This window comes from Pseudomonas fragariae (ex Marin et al. 2024), assembly GCF_059621105.1.
This window is the reverse complement of record NZ_CM184369.1, coordinates 6,178,127-6,195,088: the sequence shown is the minus strand read 5'-3', so window position 1 is coordinate 6,195,088 and position 16,962 is coordinate 6,178,127. Positions and strand designations below refer to the sequence as shown.

General features: G+C 59.7%; 17 protein-coding genes. 4 read left to right on the top strand and 13 right to left on the bottom strand.

Features of this window, described 5'->3' with window-relative positions:
- The first annotated feature begins 266 nt into the window (after window positions 1-266).
- Entirely contained in the window at window positions 267-1,034 is a 768-nt protein-coding gene (locus tag AC54XV_RS27030; RefSeq protein WP_010422861.1) for a DeoR/GlpR family DNA-binding transcription regulator, read from the top strand.
- Window positions 1,035-1,043: 9 nt separating this feature from the next.
- Window positions 1,044-2,879 (top strand): glutamine--fructose-6-phosphate transaminase (isomerizing), encoded by a 1,836-nt coding sequence (gene glmS / locus AC54XV_RS27025; protein WP_058822558.1) that lies wholly within the window; start codon window positions 1,044-1,046, stop codon window positions 2,877-2,879.
- 106 nt (window positions 2,880-2,985) lie between these two features.
- On the opposite strand, the gene AC54XV_RS27020 is transcribed toward glmS, so the two are convergent.
- Window positions 2,986-3,711 (bottom strand): NAD-dependent epimerase/dehydratase family protein, encoded by a 726-nt coding sequence (locus tag AC54XV_RS27020; RefSeq protein ID WP_060409246.1) that lies wholly within the window; start codon window positions 3,709-3,711, stop codon window positions 2,986-2,988.
- Window positions 3,712-3,910: 199 nt separating this feature from the next.
- Here AC54XV_RS27020 and AC54XV_RS27015 point away from each other — a divergent pair, with 199 nt between their 5' ends.
- Together AC54XV_RS27015 and AC54XV_RS27010 are read left to right on the top strand one after the other, a co-directional pair.
- Window positions 3,911-4,183: a CopG family ribbon-helix-helix protein gene (locus tag AC54XV_RS27015; protein ID WP_003401400.1), complete on the top strand. Its 273-nt coding sequence runs from the start codon at window positions 3,911-3,913 to the stop codon at window positions 4,181-4,183.
- The gene (locus tag AC54XV_RS27010) at window positions 4,183-4,458 is read left to right on the top strand and encodes a type II toxin-antitoxin system RelE/ParE family toxin (protein WP_003401398.1); all 276 of its coding nucleotides are present in this window, start codon (window positions 4,183-4,185) and stop codon (window positions 4,456-4,458) included. Before AC54XV_RS27015 ends, AC54XV_RS27010 begins: the two co-directional genes overlap by 1 nt.
- 146 nt (window positions 4,459-4,604) lie before the next feature.
- On the opposite strand, the gene AC54XV_RS27005 is transcribed toward AC54XV_RS27010, so the two are convergent.
- The 12 genes from AC54XV_RS27005 to AC54XV_RS26950 all read right to left on the bottom strand — a co-directional run bounded on the left by AC54XV_RS27005 (window position 4,605) and on the right by AC54XV_RS26950 (window position 16,709).
- Window positions 4,605-5,585: an SdiA-regulated domain-containing protein gene (locus tag AC54XV_RS27005; RefSeq protein ID WP_060409245.1), complete on the bottom strand. Its 981-nt coding sequence runs from the start codon at window positions 5,583-5,585 to the stop codon at window positions 4,605-4,607.
- A 41-nt stretch (window positions 5,586-5,626) separates the two neighbouring features.
- Window positions 5,627-7,156 carry an ArnT family glycosyltransferase gene (locus tag AC54XV_RS27000; RefSeq protein ID WP_024651904.1) on the bottom strand — a complete coding sequence of 510 codons (1,530 nt, stop codon included), beginning with the start codon at window positions 7,154-7,156 and terminating at the stop codon, window positions 5,627-5,629.
- Window positions 7,153-7,437: a lipid-A-disaccharide synthase N-terminal domain-containing protein gene (locus AC54XV_RS26995; protein WP_003367870.1), complete on the bottom strand. Its 285-nt coding sequence runs from the start codon at window positions 7,435-7,437 to the stop codon at window positions 7,153-7,155. Before AC54XV_RS26995 ends, AC54XV_RS27000 begins: the two co-directional genes overlap by 4 nt.
- On the bottom strand, window positions 7,434-8,177 hold the full coding sequence (locus AC54XV_RS26990) for a glycosyltransferase family 2 protein (protein ID WP_058822555.1): 744 nt from the start codon (window positions 8,175-8,177) through the stop codon (window positions 7,434-7,436). The genes AC54XV_RS26995 and AC54XV_RS26990 overlap by 4 nt, the downstream gene beginning before the upstream one ends.
- A gap of 11 nt (window positions 8,178-8,188) precedes the next feature.
- Window positions 8,189-9,184: an NAD-dependent epimerase/dehydratase family protein gene (locus AC54XV_RS26985; protein ID WP_060409243.1), complete on the bottom strand. Its 996-nt coding sequence runs from the start codon at window positions 9,182-9,184 to the stop codon at window positions 8,189-8,191.
- Window positions 9,181-10,509, bottom strand: a complete 1,329-nt coding sequence (locus tag AC54XV_RS26980; RefSeq protein WP_496717538.1) for a UDP-glucose dehydrogenase family protein — start codon at window positions 10,507-10,509, stop codon at window positions 9,181-9,183. Before AC54XV_RS26980 ends, AC54XV_RS26985 begins: the two co-directional genes overlap by 4 nt.
- 184 nt (window positions 10,510-10,693) lie before the next feature.
- Window positions 10,694-11,737 carry a FecCD family ABC transporter permease gene (locus AC54XV_RS26975; RefSeq protein WP_054092694.1) on the bottom strand — a complete coding sequence of 348 codons (1,044 nt, stop codon included), beginning with the start codon at window positions 11,735-11,737 and terminating at the stop codon, window positions 10,694-10,696.
- Window positions 11,734-12,684 carry an ABC transporter substrate-binding protein gene (locus AC54XV_RS26970; protein WP_060409242.1) on the bottom strand — a complete coding sequence of 317 codons (951 nt, stop codon included), beginning with the start codon at window positions 12,682-12,684 and terminating at the stop codon, window positions 11,734-11,736. Before AC54XV_RS26970 ends, AC54XV_RS26975 begins: the two co-directional genes overlap by 4 nt.
- Before the next feature lies 1 nt (window position 12,685).
- The gene (locus tag AC54XV_RS26965; RefSeq protein WP_060409241.1) at window positions 12,686-13,465 is read right to left on the bottom strand and encodes an ABC transporter ATP-binding protein; all 780 of its coding nucleotides are present in this window, start codon (window positions 13,463-13,465) and stop codon (window positions 12,686-12,688) included.
- A 275-nt stretch (window positions 13,466-13,740) separates the two neighbouring features.
- On the bottom strand, window positions 13,741-14,154 hold the full coding sequence (locus AC54XV_RS26960) for a VOC family protein (protein WP_024651901.1): 414 nt from the start codon (window positions 14,152-14,154) through the stop codon (window positions 13,741-13,743).
- A 159-nt stretch (window positions 14,155-14,313) separates the two neighbouring features.
- Complete coding sequence (locus AC54XV_RS26955; RefSeq protein WP_024640374.1) at window positions 14,314-15,261, bottom strand: methyltransferase; 948 nt, start codon at window positions 15,259-15,261, stop codon at window positions 14,314-14,316.
- Entirely contained in the window at window positions 15,258-16,709 is a 1,452-nt protein-coding gene (locus AC54XV_RS26950; RefSeq protein ID WP_060409266.1) for an iron-containing redox enzyme family protein, read from the bottom strand. The genes AC54XV_RS26955 and AC54XV_RS26950 overlap by 4 nt, the downstream gene beginning before the upstream one ends.
- Between the last annotated feature and the right edge of the window lie 253 nt (window positions 16,710-16,962).

Below are 16,962 nucleotides of genomic sequence, written 5' to 3'. Positions count from 1 at the left end.
TGACACTCAAGCCAGGACGCAGAGCGTCCAGAACCGCATACCCACGCGGAGCATGGGTACGATAGCGTTCCGGCAGACACCTCTCGTTCCTCACGCTCCAGCGTAGGAATGCTGTTCGTGATGCTCCGCGTCAAACCCCAGGCTCAAAAGCCGGTGTCACGAGTATCCGATGGAAATTGCGCCGCCCCATCCTGAAACCTTGACCAAACCCAAAAAATAGGTTTTGATTGCCTTCGTTATCTTTCGAAACGAAACTTAAGGCAGTCATGTCGAAGCGCAATACACCACAACGTCGCCACAACATTCTCGCCCTGCTCAACGAGCAAGGCGAAGTCAGTGTGGACGACTTGGCCAGACGCTTTGAAACTTCCGAAGTTACGATTCGAAAGGACCTGGCTGCGCTTGAAACCAACGGCCTGCTGTTGCGCCGTTACGGGGGAGCAGTGCCGCTTCCCCATGAGCTTATAAGCGATGGCAGTCAGCCAGTTTCGCGCTACAAACAGGCCATCGCCCGCGCTGCGGTTTGCAGGATTCGCGAGCACGCCAGAATCATCGTCGACAGTGGCAGCACCACGGCGGCATTGATCCCTGAGCTGGGCCAGCAACCCGGCCTGGTGGTCATGACCAATTCCCTGCATGTTGCGCGCGCCCTGACCGAGCTGGAACACGAACCGGTCTTGTTGATGACGGGCGGAACGTGGGACCCGCACTCGGAGTCCTTTCAGGGGCAGGTCGCGGAGCAGGTACTGCGCTCCTACGACTTTGATCAGCTGTTCATCGGTGCTGACGGCATCGATCTGGTGCGTGGCACCACCACCTTCAACGAGCTGCTGGGCTTGAGCCGGGTCATGGCGGAAGTCGCCCGGGAAGTGGTGGTCATGGTCGAAGCCGACAAGGTCGGTCGCAAGATCCCCAATCTGGAGCTGCCCTGGAGCAGTATCCACACCCTTATTACTGATGATCGCCTGTCCAGTGAGGCACGCGATCAGATACAGGCCCGCGGCATCAATCTGATTTGTGCTGCTGTCAGCTAGGAGATAACCATGTGTGGAATCGTCGGCGCCGTTGCTGAACGTAATATCACGGCCATTTTGCTCGAAGGCCTCAAGCGCCTTGAATACCGCGGCTATGACAGCGCGGGCGTGGCAGTCTTCAGCAACGAAGGCACCCTTGAGCGCCGTCGTCGCTCCGGCAAGGTCAGTGAGCTGGAACAGGCACTTGCCGGCGAGCCGCTGATCGGCCGTCTGGGCATCGCCCACACGCGTTGGGCGACCCACGGCGCCCCGTGTGAGCGTAACGCCCACCCACACTTCTCGGCCGACACGCTGGCAGTTGTCCACAACGGCATCATCGAGAATCACGAAGCGCTGCGTGAACAGCTGAAAGGCCTGGGTTACGTCTTCGCATCCGATACCGACACTGAAGTCATCGTCCACCTGCTGCACCACAAGCTCAAGGACACCGCCGATCTGGCGGTTGCCCTGAAAGCTGCGGTGAAAGAACTTCACGGTGCTTATGGGCTTGCGGTCATCAATGCCGCGCAGCCCGATCGCCTGCTGGCAGCCCGCAGCGGCAGCCCGCTGGTTGTCGGCATGGGCCTGGGTGAAAACTTCCTGGCCTCCGACCAACTGGCACTGCGTCAGGTCACCGACCGTTTCATGTACCTGGAAGAGGGCGACATCGCCGAGATCCGTCGCGACAGCGTGCAGATCTGGAACGTCGACGGTGTTTCGGTCGAGCGTGAAGTGGTGCAATACCACGAAGGCGCCGAAGCCGCCGACAAGGGCGAGTACCGCCACTTCATGCTCAAGGAAATTCACGAGCAGCCCAAGGTCGTACAGCGCACCCTCGAAGGCCGTCTGGGGCAGCAGCAAGTGCTGGTCCACGCATTCGGCCCACAGGCTGCCGAGCTGTTCGCCAAAGTACGCGATGTTCAGATCGTCGCCTGTGGCACCAGTTACCACGCCGGCATGGTCGCGCGTTACTGGCTTGAAGGCCTGGCCGGCATCCCTTGCCAGGTCGAAGTGGCCAGTGAGTTTCGCTATCGCAAGGTAGTGGTTCAACCGGACACCCTGTTCGTCTCGATCTCGCAGTCTGGTGAAACCGCCGACACCCTGGCAGCGCTGCGCAACGCCAAGAAACTGGGCTTTCTGGCCAGCCTGGCCATCTGTAACGTGGGCATCAGCTCACTGGTGCGGGAATCCGACCTGACCCTGCTGACCCAGGCCGGTCCGGAAATCGGCGTGGCATCGACCAAAGCCTTCACCACCCAGCTGGTTGCCTTGTTGCTGCTGACCCTGTCGCTGGGTCAGGTCAAGGGTTCGCTGGAGGAGGGCGTCGAAGCGCAACTGGTCGAAGAACTGCGTCGCCTGCCAACCCGCCTCGGCGAAGCGCTGGCAATGGATGGCACGGTCGAGAAAGTCGCCGAACTGTTCGCCGAGAAGCACCACACCCTGTTCCTCGGGCGCGGCGCACAGTTCCCGGTGGCAATGGAAGGCGCACTCAAGCTCAAAGAGATCTCCTACATCCACGCCGAAGCCTACCCGGCCGGCGAACTCAAGCATGGCCCGCTGGCGCTGGTCGACGCCGACATGCCAGTCGTCACCGTCGCACCGAACAACGAACTGCTGGAGAAACTCAAATCCAACCTGCAGGAAGTGCGCGCACGCGGCGGCGAGTTGATCGTATTCGCAGACGAGCAAGCCGGCATGAAGAACGGCGAAGGCACCCACGTCATCGCCATGCCACACATCATCGATGCCCTGGCACCGATTCTGTACACCATTCCGCTGCAGTTGCTTTCGTATTATGTGGCTGTGTTGAAGGGGACGGATGTCGATCAGCCGAGGAACCTGGCGAAGTCGGTGACGGTGGAGTGAGTTATCCACAGGGGTGGGGGCTTCAGTAAATTAGAGCAGACTCAGATTTATTCAAAATAAGTCCTAACGCGGTCACTCCTTCGTACGGAGTAACTGCGTTGTGGCGTCAAGCCTCCATGGAAGGAGACCACCCCAGTATGCGCTTGGCTTTTTCGTTGCTGACGGTCGGGCTGTCCTGAGTGATATTAAAAATACCACTTTGCTCTTTTTGCAACGCCAGCAGTACTGCACGCGCAGCGTCTTGTACGTGTACTGGGCTGGTACCGGTCGGCTCGTCAGTGCCGGTGTCGGGCCCGTACAACTGACCATAGCGCAAGACTGTGCCGTTCAATGCAGGCTCGCTGAGCACTTGCTGTTCCAGGGCCGCCACACCCTCCACGCTGATGCCACGGCTGCCTTGTGCCTCTACGTCCAGAGGGCTGGTTTCCAGATAAGGGGTGTCGCCTGGACGGTAGGCCCAGGCGATGCTTTGAGCTATCAGGCGTGTAGCGCCAGCGGCTCGAGCGGCGGCTACCAGATTACGCTTTCCTTCTGTACGGATACGTGCGTTGTTCTCGACCGCTTTGGCCATCAATTCAGGACTCAAGCCACGAGGCAGATCTGTCAGTTGATGAATAACAGCCCATGGCTGTATGCGGACCAACTCTTTGTTTAAACGCTCGGCGTCATAGACATCAACCACCACTGCCGTAGCACCTGTGGCCTCGATGTCCTTCACTTTTTCGGCGCGACGGGTAGCGCCATATACGCTGTAGTCCGCAGCCACCAAAAGCTTGAGCAGGGCTCTGCCGATTACACCGGATGCGCCGGCTACGAAAACTTTACGCGACATTGCACTCATCTCCTTGAGGGTTCATTGCAGCGGAAGCAGTGCGCCAACTCGCCTGGCACTGTGTCAATACCCTCCAATAAAAAATGTGGATTCTATTGGATAGGCCTAGGATTAGGCCCGACCTGCTAGCGCGCTTGACGATGGCTAATTATTCACTATGATTAACTTTGAATCGAGTGACAATCAGGAGTATCTCATCATGGCAACAACCGCCAAAACCCGATCTGTCACGGCTCACGTTCCTGAGCAACTGGCACAAAAAGTCGATTTGATGGCAGAGCGTCTCGAACGCTCCAAAAACTGGATCGTCAAACAGGCGCTGTCCGCTTGGATAGACCAGGAAGAGGAACGCAGTCGCCTGACCCGCGAAGCCTTGGCTGATGTTGATGCTGGCCGCATAATCGACCACCAGGCTGTGCAGGCCTGGGCTGATAGCCTTAGCACCGACACGGCGTTGCCGTTACCGCGCTGATGGAACTGAAGTGGACAAGCAAGGCGCTTTCTGACATTGCTAGGCTTTACGAGTTTCTGGCAGCGGTAAATCAGCCTGCTGCTGCACGAACCGTACAGCAGCTCACGTCAGCGCCGACTACGCTGCGGACTAACCCGCGCATCGGCGAGCGCCTTGAAGAATTTGAGCCCAGGGATGTGCGCCGGATTCAGATCGGCCATTACGAGATGCGTTACGAGATAGTGAATTCCACTGTCTATCTGCTGCGCCTGTGGCACTCCCGTGAAGATCGATAGCGTTGTGAAAGCAGCAAAACCGACCTTTGCGCCTGGTCAAGACCGGTCGAAAAGCCTCAGCGTCCGATTTTTCCGACTTCCGTAAGCTCTCCCAAAACAGACCCTACCCCCCGAAAGTCACCCTCAAGGCCTAGTTTCTTCACTACCTATTCCGGCACTTTCGAAAACTTGTAAAACAGATTCGGCTCACTGACGACGTACAGGTTGCCTGCGCGATCCATGGTCAGGCCTTCGGGTTGGGGGGCGCTGTGCTTGAGGTCGGAGAAGGTAGCCAGCAGTGATCGAATGCTGACGAATCGTCCTTTGCTGTCCAGTTCCGTGATCGAGCGCGACTGGTCGCTGAGCAGCAGTAAATGGCCAGTTCGCGGATCGTAGTAGCCGTCTGAAAGGTCGCGTGCAGCGACACTTTTCGTGATCCAGTCCAGCCGGTCGGCAATTTTGATCTGCAAACGGCCTTGATCGATGGAGCGCAGGACGCCGGAAACCTCGAACATCTGGCGTGGATCGCGTTCCTTGATCGCGAACAGAAGGTCGTTGGCGGGATCGTAGGTTACGCCTTCGAATCCCTTGTTATGAATGCTGGGGTTGATCAGTAGCGCAATGAACTGAGCTTCCTCGACGTGGATGGGGCGTGCCTGCGTCGGCAACGTGATGATGTCCAGTTGCTGGAGATCTTCATCGCACAGCACGATGCGACCGTTGCCCAGATAAGCCACACCCTCTGTGTCGTCGAAACCGATCAGTGGGTAGCGGTCGATTATGTCGCCGTTCGTGTTCAGCGCCAGCAGTTGCATGGGGCCTTTGTTGGTCACTGCCAGCAGTCGGTCATTGTCGTAGTCGTAGGTGATCCCGGAGATATTGGCGACGTCCGGGGCAAGTGGTTTGGCGTCGATAACCACCTGGAAATCCGGCAGCCAGATATTCTTGTCGGCTGCCGTATTGCCCTTTAACCAGGTGCGACCGTATTGGTACAGCTGTTGGTGGACCTGAAAATGTGTCGACACGGCATAGGCCAGGATCAGCAGCCCGAGAGCAGCTGCACTCAACACGAGTTGTGCGAGTGATACCTGCCTTCGAGCGACGTTCGACCACGTCAGGCGCTTTGCCTTGATCGTTTCCAGCTGCATGGCTTCAGGCACTCCCGCGTGTTGGGTGGCTGGGCGGGGGATTAATCAACATTCTGCTGCCAGGCGAAGCGATAGGCCTGCATAGGGCGTTGCGGTTTACACCGGCCATTGTCGGCATCGGCATCGACGATGAACCAGTCAGCTCTGGAGGTCTGGCCCAGCGGCCGGGCTTTTTCCGGCAAGAAGCAATTGGCCAGTTGCTCGCCTGGCACCAGCGCAAAGGTGCCGGGGTGTTCTCTTAGCCAGCGGGCGGCCTGTTCGGTTGCCGACGGCTTGGCAAAACCGAAATGCACAATGGGTTGGCGTGCATAGAGCCAGTGCCCCTCGCGCCAGTTGACCAGCACCAGATCAGCACCTTGAGTGACGTAAGCGGCCTGTTCCATCAGTTCCTTGTGTGGGTTTTGGCCTTCTATGACGGGTTCGACGAACCCTCTGGCGAACCACAGACCGAGCCAGATAACCACCACCACCGGGACGATTCGCCGAGCCCGTATGCGGTCATGGAACCAGCGTTTCAATAACCAGGGCAGCAAGGGGGCGGCTATCAGTACCAGGCCGGGCAGCGCCGGAAAGATGTAGATTTTGCGTTTGCCACTGGAGAGGCTGAAGAACAGCAGCACCAGCAACACCCACCCGAGCAGTACCAACACCCGGCCATCGTGCTTGCTCAACTGTCGGCGCCAGGCCGGGATCAGCCAGGGCAGCGCCAGCACCAGCGGCAGCCAATACTGCGGGATGACTTTGACGAAGAAATACCAGAAGGGCTCGCGATGGTCCCAGGCGCTGGCGTAGCGATTGGCGGTCTGGTGCAAGAGTATTTCCTGCACGTAGGCGAACCCTTCCGGGCCGCCGTCACGCACGACCGAGATAATCATCGGCACCAGCCACAGGCAGCAGGCCAGCAATAACACCAGCAGACCCAGCGCCCAGCGAGCGGCCTGTCCAGGCATGGCCACCACACCTTGCCAACCTTTGCGCGCGGCATAGGCGTAAGGGATCAACATCAACGCAGGAACAAAACCGACGCCCTTCGTGATGATGCCCAGACCCATGGCCGCACAGCTGAAATAGAACCAGCCCCAGGCCGGCCCGAGCAACACGTGGCGAACCAGACCGTAGAAGCCCAGCGCAATCCACAAGCACAGAAAACTGTCGATCTGCCCGGTGCGCAGGATGCTGTAGGTCTGATAGGTCGCCAGAAACAACAAGGCGGCGTACCGACCGATGCGTCGGTTCCACAGGCGGGTGCCCAGATCGTAGAGGACTGCGGTGGTTGCGCCTGCAGAGAGCAGCCCGGGCAGGTACAGCGCGATGTTCGGGCTGCCCGTCAGCCAAATGAAGAATGCCGTCGCCCACATGAACAGCGGCGGTTTGTCGGCATAAATCTGCGCGGCCCGGTGCGGGACGAACCATGAGCCGTTCTGCAGCATTTCCAGGGCAACGCCGAGAAAACGCTCTTCGTCCACGTTCTGCGGCAGACGCAAGCCCAGGCCGCCCCCGACCAGTAAAACGGCCAGCGCGACCAGCAGCCAGCCCTCAAGGCGAGGCGAAAGGTGAGTTCGCACCGTCATTGCTCCTCAGGTGTCTTGGCCTGTCGGCTGATCAGCTGCAGGTTGCGCATGTACACCAGCAGGCCAAAGGCCTGGCCGGCGATGAAGACCGGGTCCTGTCGATAAATGGCGTAGGCCAGCAGGATCGTGCTGCCCAGCATGCTCAGGTACCAGAAGCCTACCGGGATGATGCTGCGCTTCTTGAATTCGCTGTACAGCCATTGCAGGACAAAGCGGCCGGTAAAAACCGCCTGCCCGACAAAGCCGAGGATCAGCCAGAAGGTCTCGTTGTCCGGCTTCATGGCCGCAGTTCCTGTGCCTGAACATCCAGGCGAGTCCGACGGATCAGCCACCAGACCCCGACCAGATCAAGAATGCCCACCAGCGCGCGGTCCAGGTTGCCGTACTTGGACACGCCGGCCTGGCGATGACGGTGGTTGACGGGGTGCGTGACCATACGGCCGTTATGTCGCTGAATCAGCGCTGGAATGAACCGGTGCATATGGTCGAAGTACGGCAGGCGCAGAAACGCGGCTCGCTCGATCAGTTTCAGGCCGCACCCGGTGTCTGGAGTCGAGTCGTTGAGAAGCCGGCTGCGCAGGCCGTTGGCAAAGCGCGAAGCCCAGCGTTTGCTGGCGGTATCGCGCCGATTCACCCGGTGGCCTGCCACCAGCTGTATCGCCTCCGAGCCTGTTGCGTGAGCGCGTACCAGCGCCAACATCCCCGGAATGTCCGCCGGGTCGTTCTGACCGTCACCGTCCAGGGTTGCCAGCCAGGTGCCGTTGGCTGCCAGTGCTGCGTGATAGACCGAGGTGCTCTGCCCGAGTGATCGCTCGTGGCGCAGGATCCGCAACACGGTCAGCCCGCTGTCCTTGAGGTGAGTCAGCACTTTCAAGGTGTCGTCTGTGCTGCCGTCGTCAACGACCAGTATCTCGTAGCGTTCTCCGTCCAGCGCTGTGCAAATTTCTTTTATCAGGCTGGGCAGGTTATCGGCTTCGTTTTTGGCCGGGATCACGACGGAGAGAAAAGTGGGCGTGGTCATGGAAGTCCTTGTTATTGAAGTGGCTCGCAGATCCGGGCCTGATAGTGCTCCCGATACCAGTCGACGAAGGCCCTGACGCCGGTGTCGACCGAGACCTGTGGTTGAAAGTCGATCCATTGGCTCAGCGCACTGACGTCAGCCCAGGTTTGCAGCACGTCGCCCGCCTGCAAGGGCAGGTAGCGCCGTTCAGCGCGCAGGCCTAGCGCGGCCTCCAGGCAATCGACGAACTCCAGCAGCTTGACGGGCTGACCCCGGCCGATGTTGAAGAGTTGATGGGGCGGCTCGCTGCCAACCGCATCGGGCGGCAGCAGACGCAGGCGCAGGATGCTTTCGACAATGTCGTCGATGTAGGTGAAGTCCCGCGCCATTTCGCCGTGGTTGTAGATATCCACAGGCTGGCCGGCCAGCATGGTTTTGGTGAACTTGAACAGCGCCATGTCCGGCCGGCCCCAGGGGCCGTAGACGGTGAAAAAGCGCAGCCCTGTGGCGCGCAGGCTGTACAAGTGGCAATAGCTGTAGGCGGTGAGTTCGTTGGCGCGCTTGGTGGCGGCATACAGGGACAGCGGCCGGTCGACCGCATCCTCGACCTGAAACGGCATGCGCGTATTGGCGCCGTACACCGAGCTGCTCGACGCGTAGATCAGGTGCGCCGGTCGATACTGCCGACAGGCCTCGAGCACGTTGATAAAGCCGACCAGATTGGATTGGGCGTAAACATTCGGTTGTTCAAGCGAATAACGCACACCGGCCTGAGCCGCCAGATGAATGACCTGTTCGAAGCCATTTTGCGAGAAGAGGGCGGACAGCCCTTCGGCATCGGTGATGTCCAGCCTGTGGAACGTGAAACCTGGCAGGCGCTGGAGTAGGGCCAGGCGCGATTGTTTGAGCTCGACGCTGTAGTAATCGTTGAGGTTGTCGATGCCGACGACCTCCACGCCGAGCTCGCACAGACGCCTGGCGACATGAAACCCGATGAACCCTGCAGCACCTGTCACCAGTACCGTCATGCCGGCGTCGCCCGGCCACGACCAATGCCGTAGTAGGTAAAGCCCGCCTCACGCAGTTGCGCCGGGTCGAACAGGTTGCGGCCATCGAACACCACGCGATCACCGAGCGTTTCGCCGAGCGCGTCCAGATCCAGCACCCGGTAGTCCTGCCATTCGGTCACCACCACCAGAGCGTCTGCGCCTTCCAGTGCATCTTGCTTGCACTGCACCAGTTGCAGGTCGTTTCGCTCGCCGTAATGATGCCTGACCGCTTCTATTGCTTGAGGGTCGTGCGCTTGAACCCTGGCACCGGCTGCCCAGAGTGCTTTGAGCAGGGTATGGCTGGTTGCTTCGCGAATGTCATCGGTATTGGGCTTGAAGGCCAGTCCCCAGACAGCGAAGACCTTGCCCCTCAGATCACCGTGATAATGCGTGTGGATATTTTCGAACAGGCGGTGCTTCTGGCGGCGATTGACCTGTTTCACGGCGTTGAGCAACGCCGTCTCCACGCCGTGCTCGCTGGCCGTGCCGATCAGCGCCTGCAAGTCCTTGGGAAAGCATGAGCCACCGAAGCCGCAGCCCGGGTAAATGAAGTCATAACCGATACGAGGGTCGGAGCCGATGCCAAGCCGGACCTGTTCTATGTCAGCACCCACCTGTTCAGCCAGGTTGGCGATCTCGTTGATGAACGAAATCTTGGTCGCCAGCAGGCAGTTGGCAGCATATTTGGACAGCTCTGCGCTGCGCGCATCCATGACCACAAACTTCTCGCGGTTGCGACTGAAGGGCTGATACAACTCGCGCATCTGCTCCAGCGCTCGCGGACTGGCCCCGCCGACGATAATGCGATCCGGACGCAGGCAGTCACTGACTGCGCAGCCTTCCTTGAAAAACTCGGGGTTGCTGATCACTTCAAAGCCGTCATCACGTCGCGCACTGGCAGCGATCTCAGCGAGCAGGCGGTCAACGGTGCCCACTGGCGAGGTCGACTTGTTGACAATGATCGGGGCACTTTCGGCGTGTCTGATCACGCAGCGCAGTACGGCAAGCACCTGGCTCAGGTCCGCCTTGCCGTCGGCTTGCGCTGGCGTACCGACGGCGATGAAGACCAACTCTGCAAAGCGACTGGCGTGTACCTCATCGGTCGTGAAACTCAGTCTTTTGCAGTCCAGGCCGTTGCGCAGAAGTTCGCCAAGACCGGGTTCGAATATCGGACATATGCCTTCGCGAAGCGCATCAATGCGCTTGCTGTCGACATCCATGCAACAGACGGTATGGCCTACTTCAGCCAGACAGGCGGCAAGAGTAAGCCCCACATAACCGGTTCCGAACACTGTCACTTTCAAGTGCCGCTCCTTCCGCCTCATGACATGAATGGATGAGCCGGTTTATTCTCAGGCGCCTCGGCAGCCTGAAATAACCAGCGCAAAATAAATGTCATAAAGGTGTTAAGGAACGATGACACGAGTTTGTCATGTAGTCGGAAGGGCCGCGGGCAGTCCTGTTTGCCCACGGCAAACACCTTGCCGATTACTGACCGCGCTTCATCATGAAAATGAAAAACAGCCCTCCCAACAAGGCGGTCGTAATGCCTATCGGCAGGTCTTCGGGGGCGATCAGCGTGCGGGAGATGACGTCGACCCAGACCATCAACAATGCGCCCAGAAGGGTGGCGACAGGCAACAGTCGTCGATGCTCCGAGCCCACCAGACGTCTGGCCATGTGCGGCACCATCAGGCCGACAAAACCGATGGAGCCGCACAGGGCGACCAGTACGCCGGTCATCAGTGAGGCGATCAGAAAAACCAGCAGGCGCATATTGCGCACTTGCAGGCCAAGGCTCACGGCGGTCTGGTCGCCGCCCATCAGCGCGTTCAGTGAACGACCCAGCCCTTGCAGCAGGATCCAACCGCATAGCACCGTGATAAACGGCACCGCAAGCAATTCCCAGCGGGCCAGACCCAGCCCGCCCAGCATCCAGAACAGCACCGAGGAACTGGCGCGGTGGTCGCCCAGAAACAACGACAGGTTGGCGATTGCCATCATCACGAAGGACACGGCCACACCGCCGAGCAGCAGGCGCTGGCTGTCCAGCCGGCCTTGGTGACTGGCCAGCCACAGCACCAGGCACAGGCTGACCAGCGAGCCGACAAAGGCGGCCAGTGGCAATGTCAGCATGCCAAACACTTCCCCCACATGCATGACCACGATCACGGCGCCAAGCGTGGCGCCCGAGGTCGCCCCCAGCAAATGCGGATCGGCCAGCGGATTACGGGTCGCGGCTTGCAGAACGCTGCCGATCAACGCCAGCCCTGCGCCTGCCAGCGCGCCCAGCAAGACGCGGGGCGTACGTATCAGCCAGACGATGGTTTCCTGTCCCGTTGTCCAGAGCGGTGGGTGTTCGGCAGTACCGGAGAGTTTGAACATCAGGATAGCCATCACCCGGCTCAAGGGCACAGGGGCCGCGCCGAAGGTGATGCACACCAGGCACGACGTCAGCAGCAAAAGCGTCAGAGCGATCAACAGGCCCAGGTAACGGCGCGGCCGTTCGGTCAGCCACTGCGCCAGCGTCATCGCTTCACATCATGAAATGCCGCTGCAAGCGTTTCGATGGCCGTGACATTGTCGATGCCGGGCGTCACCGCCACATAGGGCAGCACGACATAACGCCGGTTGCGGATCGCGTCCACGGAGTGCAGTGCCGGATTGCTTTCAAGAAAGTGCTGTTTCTGCGCAGCGCTGACTTCACCGTAGTCGACGATGACGATCACCTCGGGATTGCTTTGCACGACCGACTCCCAGTTGACGTGGGTCCAGCTGGCTGCGACGTCGCCCATGACATTGCGGCCGCCTGCAGCGCTGATCAGCGCCTGGGGAATGGCCAGGCGCCCGGCGGTCATCGGCCGGTCTTCGCCGCTGTCGTACAGAAACACCCTGGGCGGCGATTTGCCCGCCACGCTTTTCTCGACGTCGCTCACGCTGCGGCGCATCTGCGCAACCAGCGTTTCGGCCCGGCTCTGCACATCGAATATCCGGCCCAGATTGAGCAGGTCGTTATAGACATCCTCCAGCGTCGCCTCGGCGCGGGGCATTATCTGGGCGCAGGACTCGGTCAGTTCATAGGCCTGAATGCCCAGCGGGGCCAGACTTTGCGGCGTGACATCGCCACCCACGCGCATGCCATAGTTCCAGCCGGCAAAATAGAAGTCGGCGTTGGCATTGAGCAGCGTTTCCAGAGACGGGTATTTACTGGACAGCTCGGGCAGCGTGCCCAGGTCGCGCAATAGCGCCTGATCGGGTTTGTTCCAGCCGGTGATGCCACTGTAGCCGACCATGTGCGATTGCAAACCCAGAGCAACCATCATTTTGGTGAGGTTCACATCGTTGCTGACCGCGCGCTGCGGCGCAGCCGTGAACGTCACCGAACGGTCACAGCTTTGCACGGTGACAGGGTAGGCGGCATGCGCCATCGGGCTGCATAGCAACGCGGCCAAAGCCAGGCGGGCGGACAGGCTGTTCATGTCAGGGTATCCAGGTGATGCGTGGGTAGTCACGCAGAGGGTGGCTGTCGACCAGCGCCTTGGCGCCGAACACACTGAGCAGCATTTCCGGGGTCAGCACCTCCCGGGGCGTGCCTTGCGCAATGAGCCGGCCGTGATGAATGACACACAGGCGATCACAGAATGCCGCCGCCAGGTTCAGGTCATGGATACTGGCCAGCGTGGCCGTGCCGAGCTGTTTGACCAGCCCGAGCAATTCCAGTTGATGGCGCGGGTCGAGGTGGTTGGTGGGTTCGTCCAGCACCATCAGTCGGGGTTCTTGCACCAGCGCCCGCGCCAGCAGACAACGCTGCTTCTCGCCGCCGGAAAGCGTGTCGAACCGATGCTGCTCATAGCCCGCCAGCCCGACGGCGTTCAGCGCGTTTTGTACAATTGTGCGGTCGTGGTCACTGTCTGCGGCAAAGAATCCCTGGTGAGGGGCACGCCCCATGTTTGCCACATCCAGCAGCGTCAGGCCGAATGCATCGGGAAACTCCTGGGCAACCACTGCCACGTGCCGGGCGCACCAGCGCGAGCTGCAGGACCAGATATCGCGGGCATTGATGGCGACCTTGCCGCTGTGCGGGCGGCTGTAGCGGAATGCGCAACGCAGCAGGCTGGTCTTGCCGCTGCCATTGGGCCCGATCAGGCCGACGAACTCGCCTGCGGCGATCTGCAGGTCGATATCCTTCAAGGCAAAATGTTGGTGCGTGCAGACTGACGTCTGTTCCGGTGCCCACGCGAGGCGTTCCAGCGCCAGCATCAAACACGCGGGTCCACAGCGACGTGCCGCGAGTGCGGCTCACTGGGTATCCATTGCTGAGTATGCTGACCTGCCTGCAAGGCGTGCTTGGTGGTGACTGGAAAGGATTGGGGAACAGGGTTGATCATGGCGGCGGAAGATCGCTTGGGAAGGCTGCATTAAGAATCTTCAAGCGTTATAACATAACATTTGAGGCGCAGCACACCCGCGTATCAATATTCGATTGCCCCGCTTTATTGACCCACCTTTGCAGAGCAACGTGTGACCTGAGCGATTCAATAAATCGCCCAGCAGCCCGGCGTCAGGAGTTCGACGAGATTTTCATCGGGGTCGCGGAAATAGACGCTCGATCCGCCTTTGGGCCATTCGGTGCGGCCTTCGATGGCGACGCTGGCCCTGGCAAGGCGATCCGCCCAGGCTTGCATCTCGTCGGCATTGATGGCGAAGCACACATGAATCCGGCCGTGTGCATCGTGGGGTGGTATCTCTCCGCCGCTCAGGTACTGCGTCTGCAACGAAGCGCCGCGCTTGAACAACAGCAGGGTGCTCACACCGCCGACGTTGAAAGCCACCAATGTCGCGCTTTCGAACATCACTTCCAGTTCAAGGGTGTCGGAATAGAACTCCCTGGCGTTCGCCAGATCGTCTACGTAGAGGGCTGTTTCGATGATCCTGTTAAGGCGTGGCATGTGTCGTCATCCTTTTCGGTGTGCGACGAGCCTGCATCGATCAACAGCAGGGTGTTGATCGATGGCTCGTGGCAAGTTTCACCGGGATGCGGTCAGGCTGACCAATGCTTGGTTCTTATGCGCGTTATAAGCATGAACTATTGAAGATATTTCGGTGGGTCATGCGGGGCGTCGGGTGACCACCAGCTCCACTGCTGCAATACGGTCCACGTCTTCGTAACCCTCTTCAAGCAGCTCTTCGCCAAACACATCCGGGTCCAGTTCGCGGTAGGTCCATGTCAGTGCCGCATGGTCGATATCGGCCTGCACCGCCTCGAAGAACGGATCGTGCTCGCCCACCATGGCCACGCCGGTGTAAAGCACCAGCGAGCCGCCAGGAGTCAGGCGGTCCAGTGACTCGCGCAGGATGCGCACAGACAGGTCTGCGCCCAGTGCATCACCTCCGTGGCGGTAGGCGCGGCGCTGGGTGTCTTTCATGTAGGGCGGGTTGGCGACGATCAGGTCGAAATTTCCGCTCAGGCCCGAGAGAATATCGCTGTGGCAGCACTCCATATTCTTCAGCCCGGCGACTGCCGCATTGGTCTGTGCGAAATGCAGCGCCTTGGGGTTGATGTCGACGGCGTGGACCTGTGCCTGCGGACGGGCGACCGCGATCAACATGGCGCCGGCACCCGTGCCACAGCCGATGTCGACGGCGCGGTTGACCGGATGCGACGTGCCTTGCAGATGGCGATTGATGGACTGCGCGAAGCGGTAGGTATCCGGACCGAAAAACACCGAGTCTTCATCTGAGGTAGGAAACGCCGAATGCACCAGCAGCAGATCATCCAGGCTGGAAAATCTCACCCGGCTTTTCAAGCCGTCTTCCTTACGTTCCAGAATACCGGCAGCCAGCAACCCTTGAGCCTCCTCGACCGGCAGCATGGACTCCGGTATCAGCCGACTCCAGCCGAACACATCGCGCAGTGACGCGGCAGTACGATTTTCCGGGCGCTGATTGACGTGTTGATGAGTCAGGGGCGTGGGCGTGATGAAGCGATAGCCGCTGTTTTCAAGACGCTGCGCCAGGGCAATCAGCGCGGCGCTGTCGGGGAGGGGATGACTCATGCGTGGGCTCCTGTCATGCGCTCGGCCATGCTGTTCACAAACAGACGCGTCGCGTGCAGGCCGGCGGCGGTCGCGTGTCTCGCCGGCGACATGCTTTCGATCAACGTGGACATCTTCTCCGAGGCGGGCGCAGATTCCAGTTTCATGTGCAGTTCGCGCACGTCCGGATCAGCATCTGCCGAGGCAGGCACTGCAAGCGCGGGGGAGGGCTGAGCGCCATCTTGCAGGCTGCGGAAGCGCGAGCGAAAGGCTTCCGGAAGCCGTTTGCCAACCGTGGGCTGAGCGCTGCCATCCGACAGCCACTCACCGGCGATCCAGTCGTGCACGAGTTGCTTTTCATAACCGTTGAAGACGCCGAACATCGGTGCGCCGGCGCCCTCGAACAGCTTCCAGAAGCGGCTGTGCAGAGGGTCTTCGTGACGCTTGATCCAGCCTCTGTTCTGCAGTACAGCAAGAAATTCCGGGATCTGATCGGGCTCGGCGAGCCATTCGTTGACAGTCTTGCCGTCGAGACGGCAGTAGTCGGAATGCATGTGCTGACCGAACGTGCGCTTGCGCTCGAGCATGGCGATCACTTCCTGCTCCAGGTCGAACGACTGGATCACCTGAGTTGAACCCATGCCCAGCTCATTGAGCCGGTAACCACTGGCGACACGACGGTAAAACTCGTCGCGTTCCTGGCCTACAGGCATCAGTTCAAGGACGCTCTGCGCAGCCTTGCGCGCATGACCGGTGCTGGCGTTGTCGATCGTCACATGCAGGGTGAAGTAGTAAGGGTCTATGCCCAGTTCATTCAGCTCGAATGACGTGATGAGCAAGTGCAGCGGCAGCTGTTCATAGCCCAGGTTGTAACCAATGACCTCGGGAAGGTACTGCTCGCTCAGTTGCCCCAGTGACAGCTGAATCGCACCCTGCAGGTAAGCGTCGTCTGCCAGTGGCGCGTTGGTATCGCAGTCCAGATCCGCCAGCAGTTTCCGGTACAGCGAGACATGATTCTGCGCCTGTTCGCCGTCACCGAGCTCTTCAAGATACGTACGAATCAGGCCGTGGAAGCGGTAGTCCGCCCAGCGCGGCAGCAATCCGTATAGCCAGGCGCCGTCGACCATTTTGGTCGGTGCGACCTGCTGAATGAAATACATCGCGTGCGCTTTGTTCTTGAAAAACCGTCTCGGTTTTCCTGCGCGGCGTTGCTCGAGATAGAGCGCATATTGATCAGCCACGACCCCTACGTTCTGCTCCATCCACTGTTCAAGCGCTTCAGGCTGGGCCGGAAGGTCGCAGTGTTCCCGCTCGGCCAGGGCCAGGCAGTGATTCAGAAACAGGACCGCATCGTGTTGATGTTCGGGAGCACGTTCATTCATCCATGATTGATAGACGGTTTTTGAACGGGCTTCTTCAACGACGGTTTTGACGACGGCATCGCCTGTCATCACTTGAAGAGACGTCATGAAAATCGTACCTCGGCAGTTGAACATCACGTTGACGCAGTCATTCGGGACTTTCTGTTTTTCTATGCAGCGTAGATAAGTGAGTGCCTCGGTACAGGGAAATTCAGCGTAATTTTCCGGGCGCCGATAGGTGGCGATCGTGCTTATTCCAGGGGGCGATGGTCGCGCGGAAAAAATGCATTGCCGGTTCGGGTTTACATCAGCATCAGGTGGCCGTGGTACCGGCGTATGCCGCGTCTGATCAAAAAGGCTG

Coding starts and splice junctions, on each gene's coding strand:
- AC54XV_RS26960 (WP_024651901.1), bottom strand. CDS start 14,154: ATGCCACGCCTTAACAGGATCATCGAAACAGCCCTCTACGTAGACGAT.
- AC54XV_RS27030 (WP_010422861.1), top strand. CDS start 267: ATGTCGAAGCGCAATACACCACAACGTCGCCACAACATTCTCGCCCTG.
- AC54XV_RS26990 (WP_058822555.1), bottom strand. CDS start 8,177: ATGACCACGCCCACTTTTCTCTCCGTCGTGATCCCGGCCAAAAACGAA.
- AC54XV_RS27010 (WP_003401398.1), top strand. CDS start 4,183: ATGGAACTGAAGTGGACAAGCAAGGCGCTTTCTGACATTGCTAGGCTT.
- AC54XV_RS26955 (WP_024640374.1), bottom strand. CDS start 15,261: ATGAGTCATCCCCTCCCCGACAGCGCCGCGCTGATTGCCCTGGCGCAG.
- AC54XV_RS27000 (WP_024651904.1), bottom strand. CDS start 7,156: ATGACGGTGCGAACTCACCTTTCGCCTCGCCTTGAGGGCTGGCTGCTG.
- glmS (WP_058822558.1), top strand. CDS start 1,044: ATGTGTGGAATCGTCGGCGCCGTTGCTGAACGTAATATCACGGCCATT.
- AC54XV_RS26965 (WP_060409241.1), bottom strand. CDS start 13,465: ATGCTGGCGCTGGAACGCCTCGCGTGGGCACCGGAACAGACGTCAGTC.
- AC54XV_RS26985 (WP_060409243.1), bottom strand. CDS start 9,184: ATGACGGTACTGGTGACAGGTGCTGCAGGGTTCATCGGGTTTCATGTC.
- AC54XV_RS26950 (WP_060409266.1), bottom strand. CDS start 16,709: ATGACGTCTCTTCAAGTGATGACAGGCGATGCCGTCGTCAAAACCGTC.
- AC54XV_RS27005 (WP_060409245.1), bottom strand. CDS start 5,585: ATGCAGCTGGAAACGATCAAGGCAAAGCGCCTGACGTGGTCGAACGTC.
- AC54XV_RS26995 (WP_003367870.1), bottom strand. CDS start 7,437: ATGAAGCCGGACAACGAGACCTTCTGGCTGATCCTCGGCTTTGTCGGG.
- AC54XV_RS26975 (WP_054092694.1), bottom strand. CDS start 11,737: ATGACGCTGGCGCAGTGGCTGACCGAACGGCCGCGCCGTTACCTGGGC.
- AC54XV_RS26970 (WP_060409242.1), bottom strand. CDS start 12,684: ATGAACAGCCTGTCCGCCCGCCTGGCTTTGGCCGCGTTGCTATGCAGC.
- AC54XV_RS27020 (WP_060409246.1), bottom strand. CDS start 3,711: ATGTCGCGTAAAGTTTTCGTAGCCGGCGCATCCGGTGTAATCGGCAGA.
- AC54XV_RS27015 (WP_003401400.1), top strand. CDS start 3,911: ATGGCAACAACCGCCAAAACCCGATCTGTCACGGCTCACGTTCCTGAG.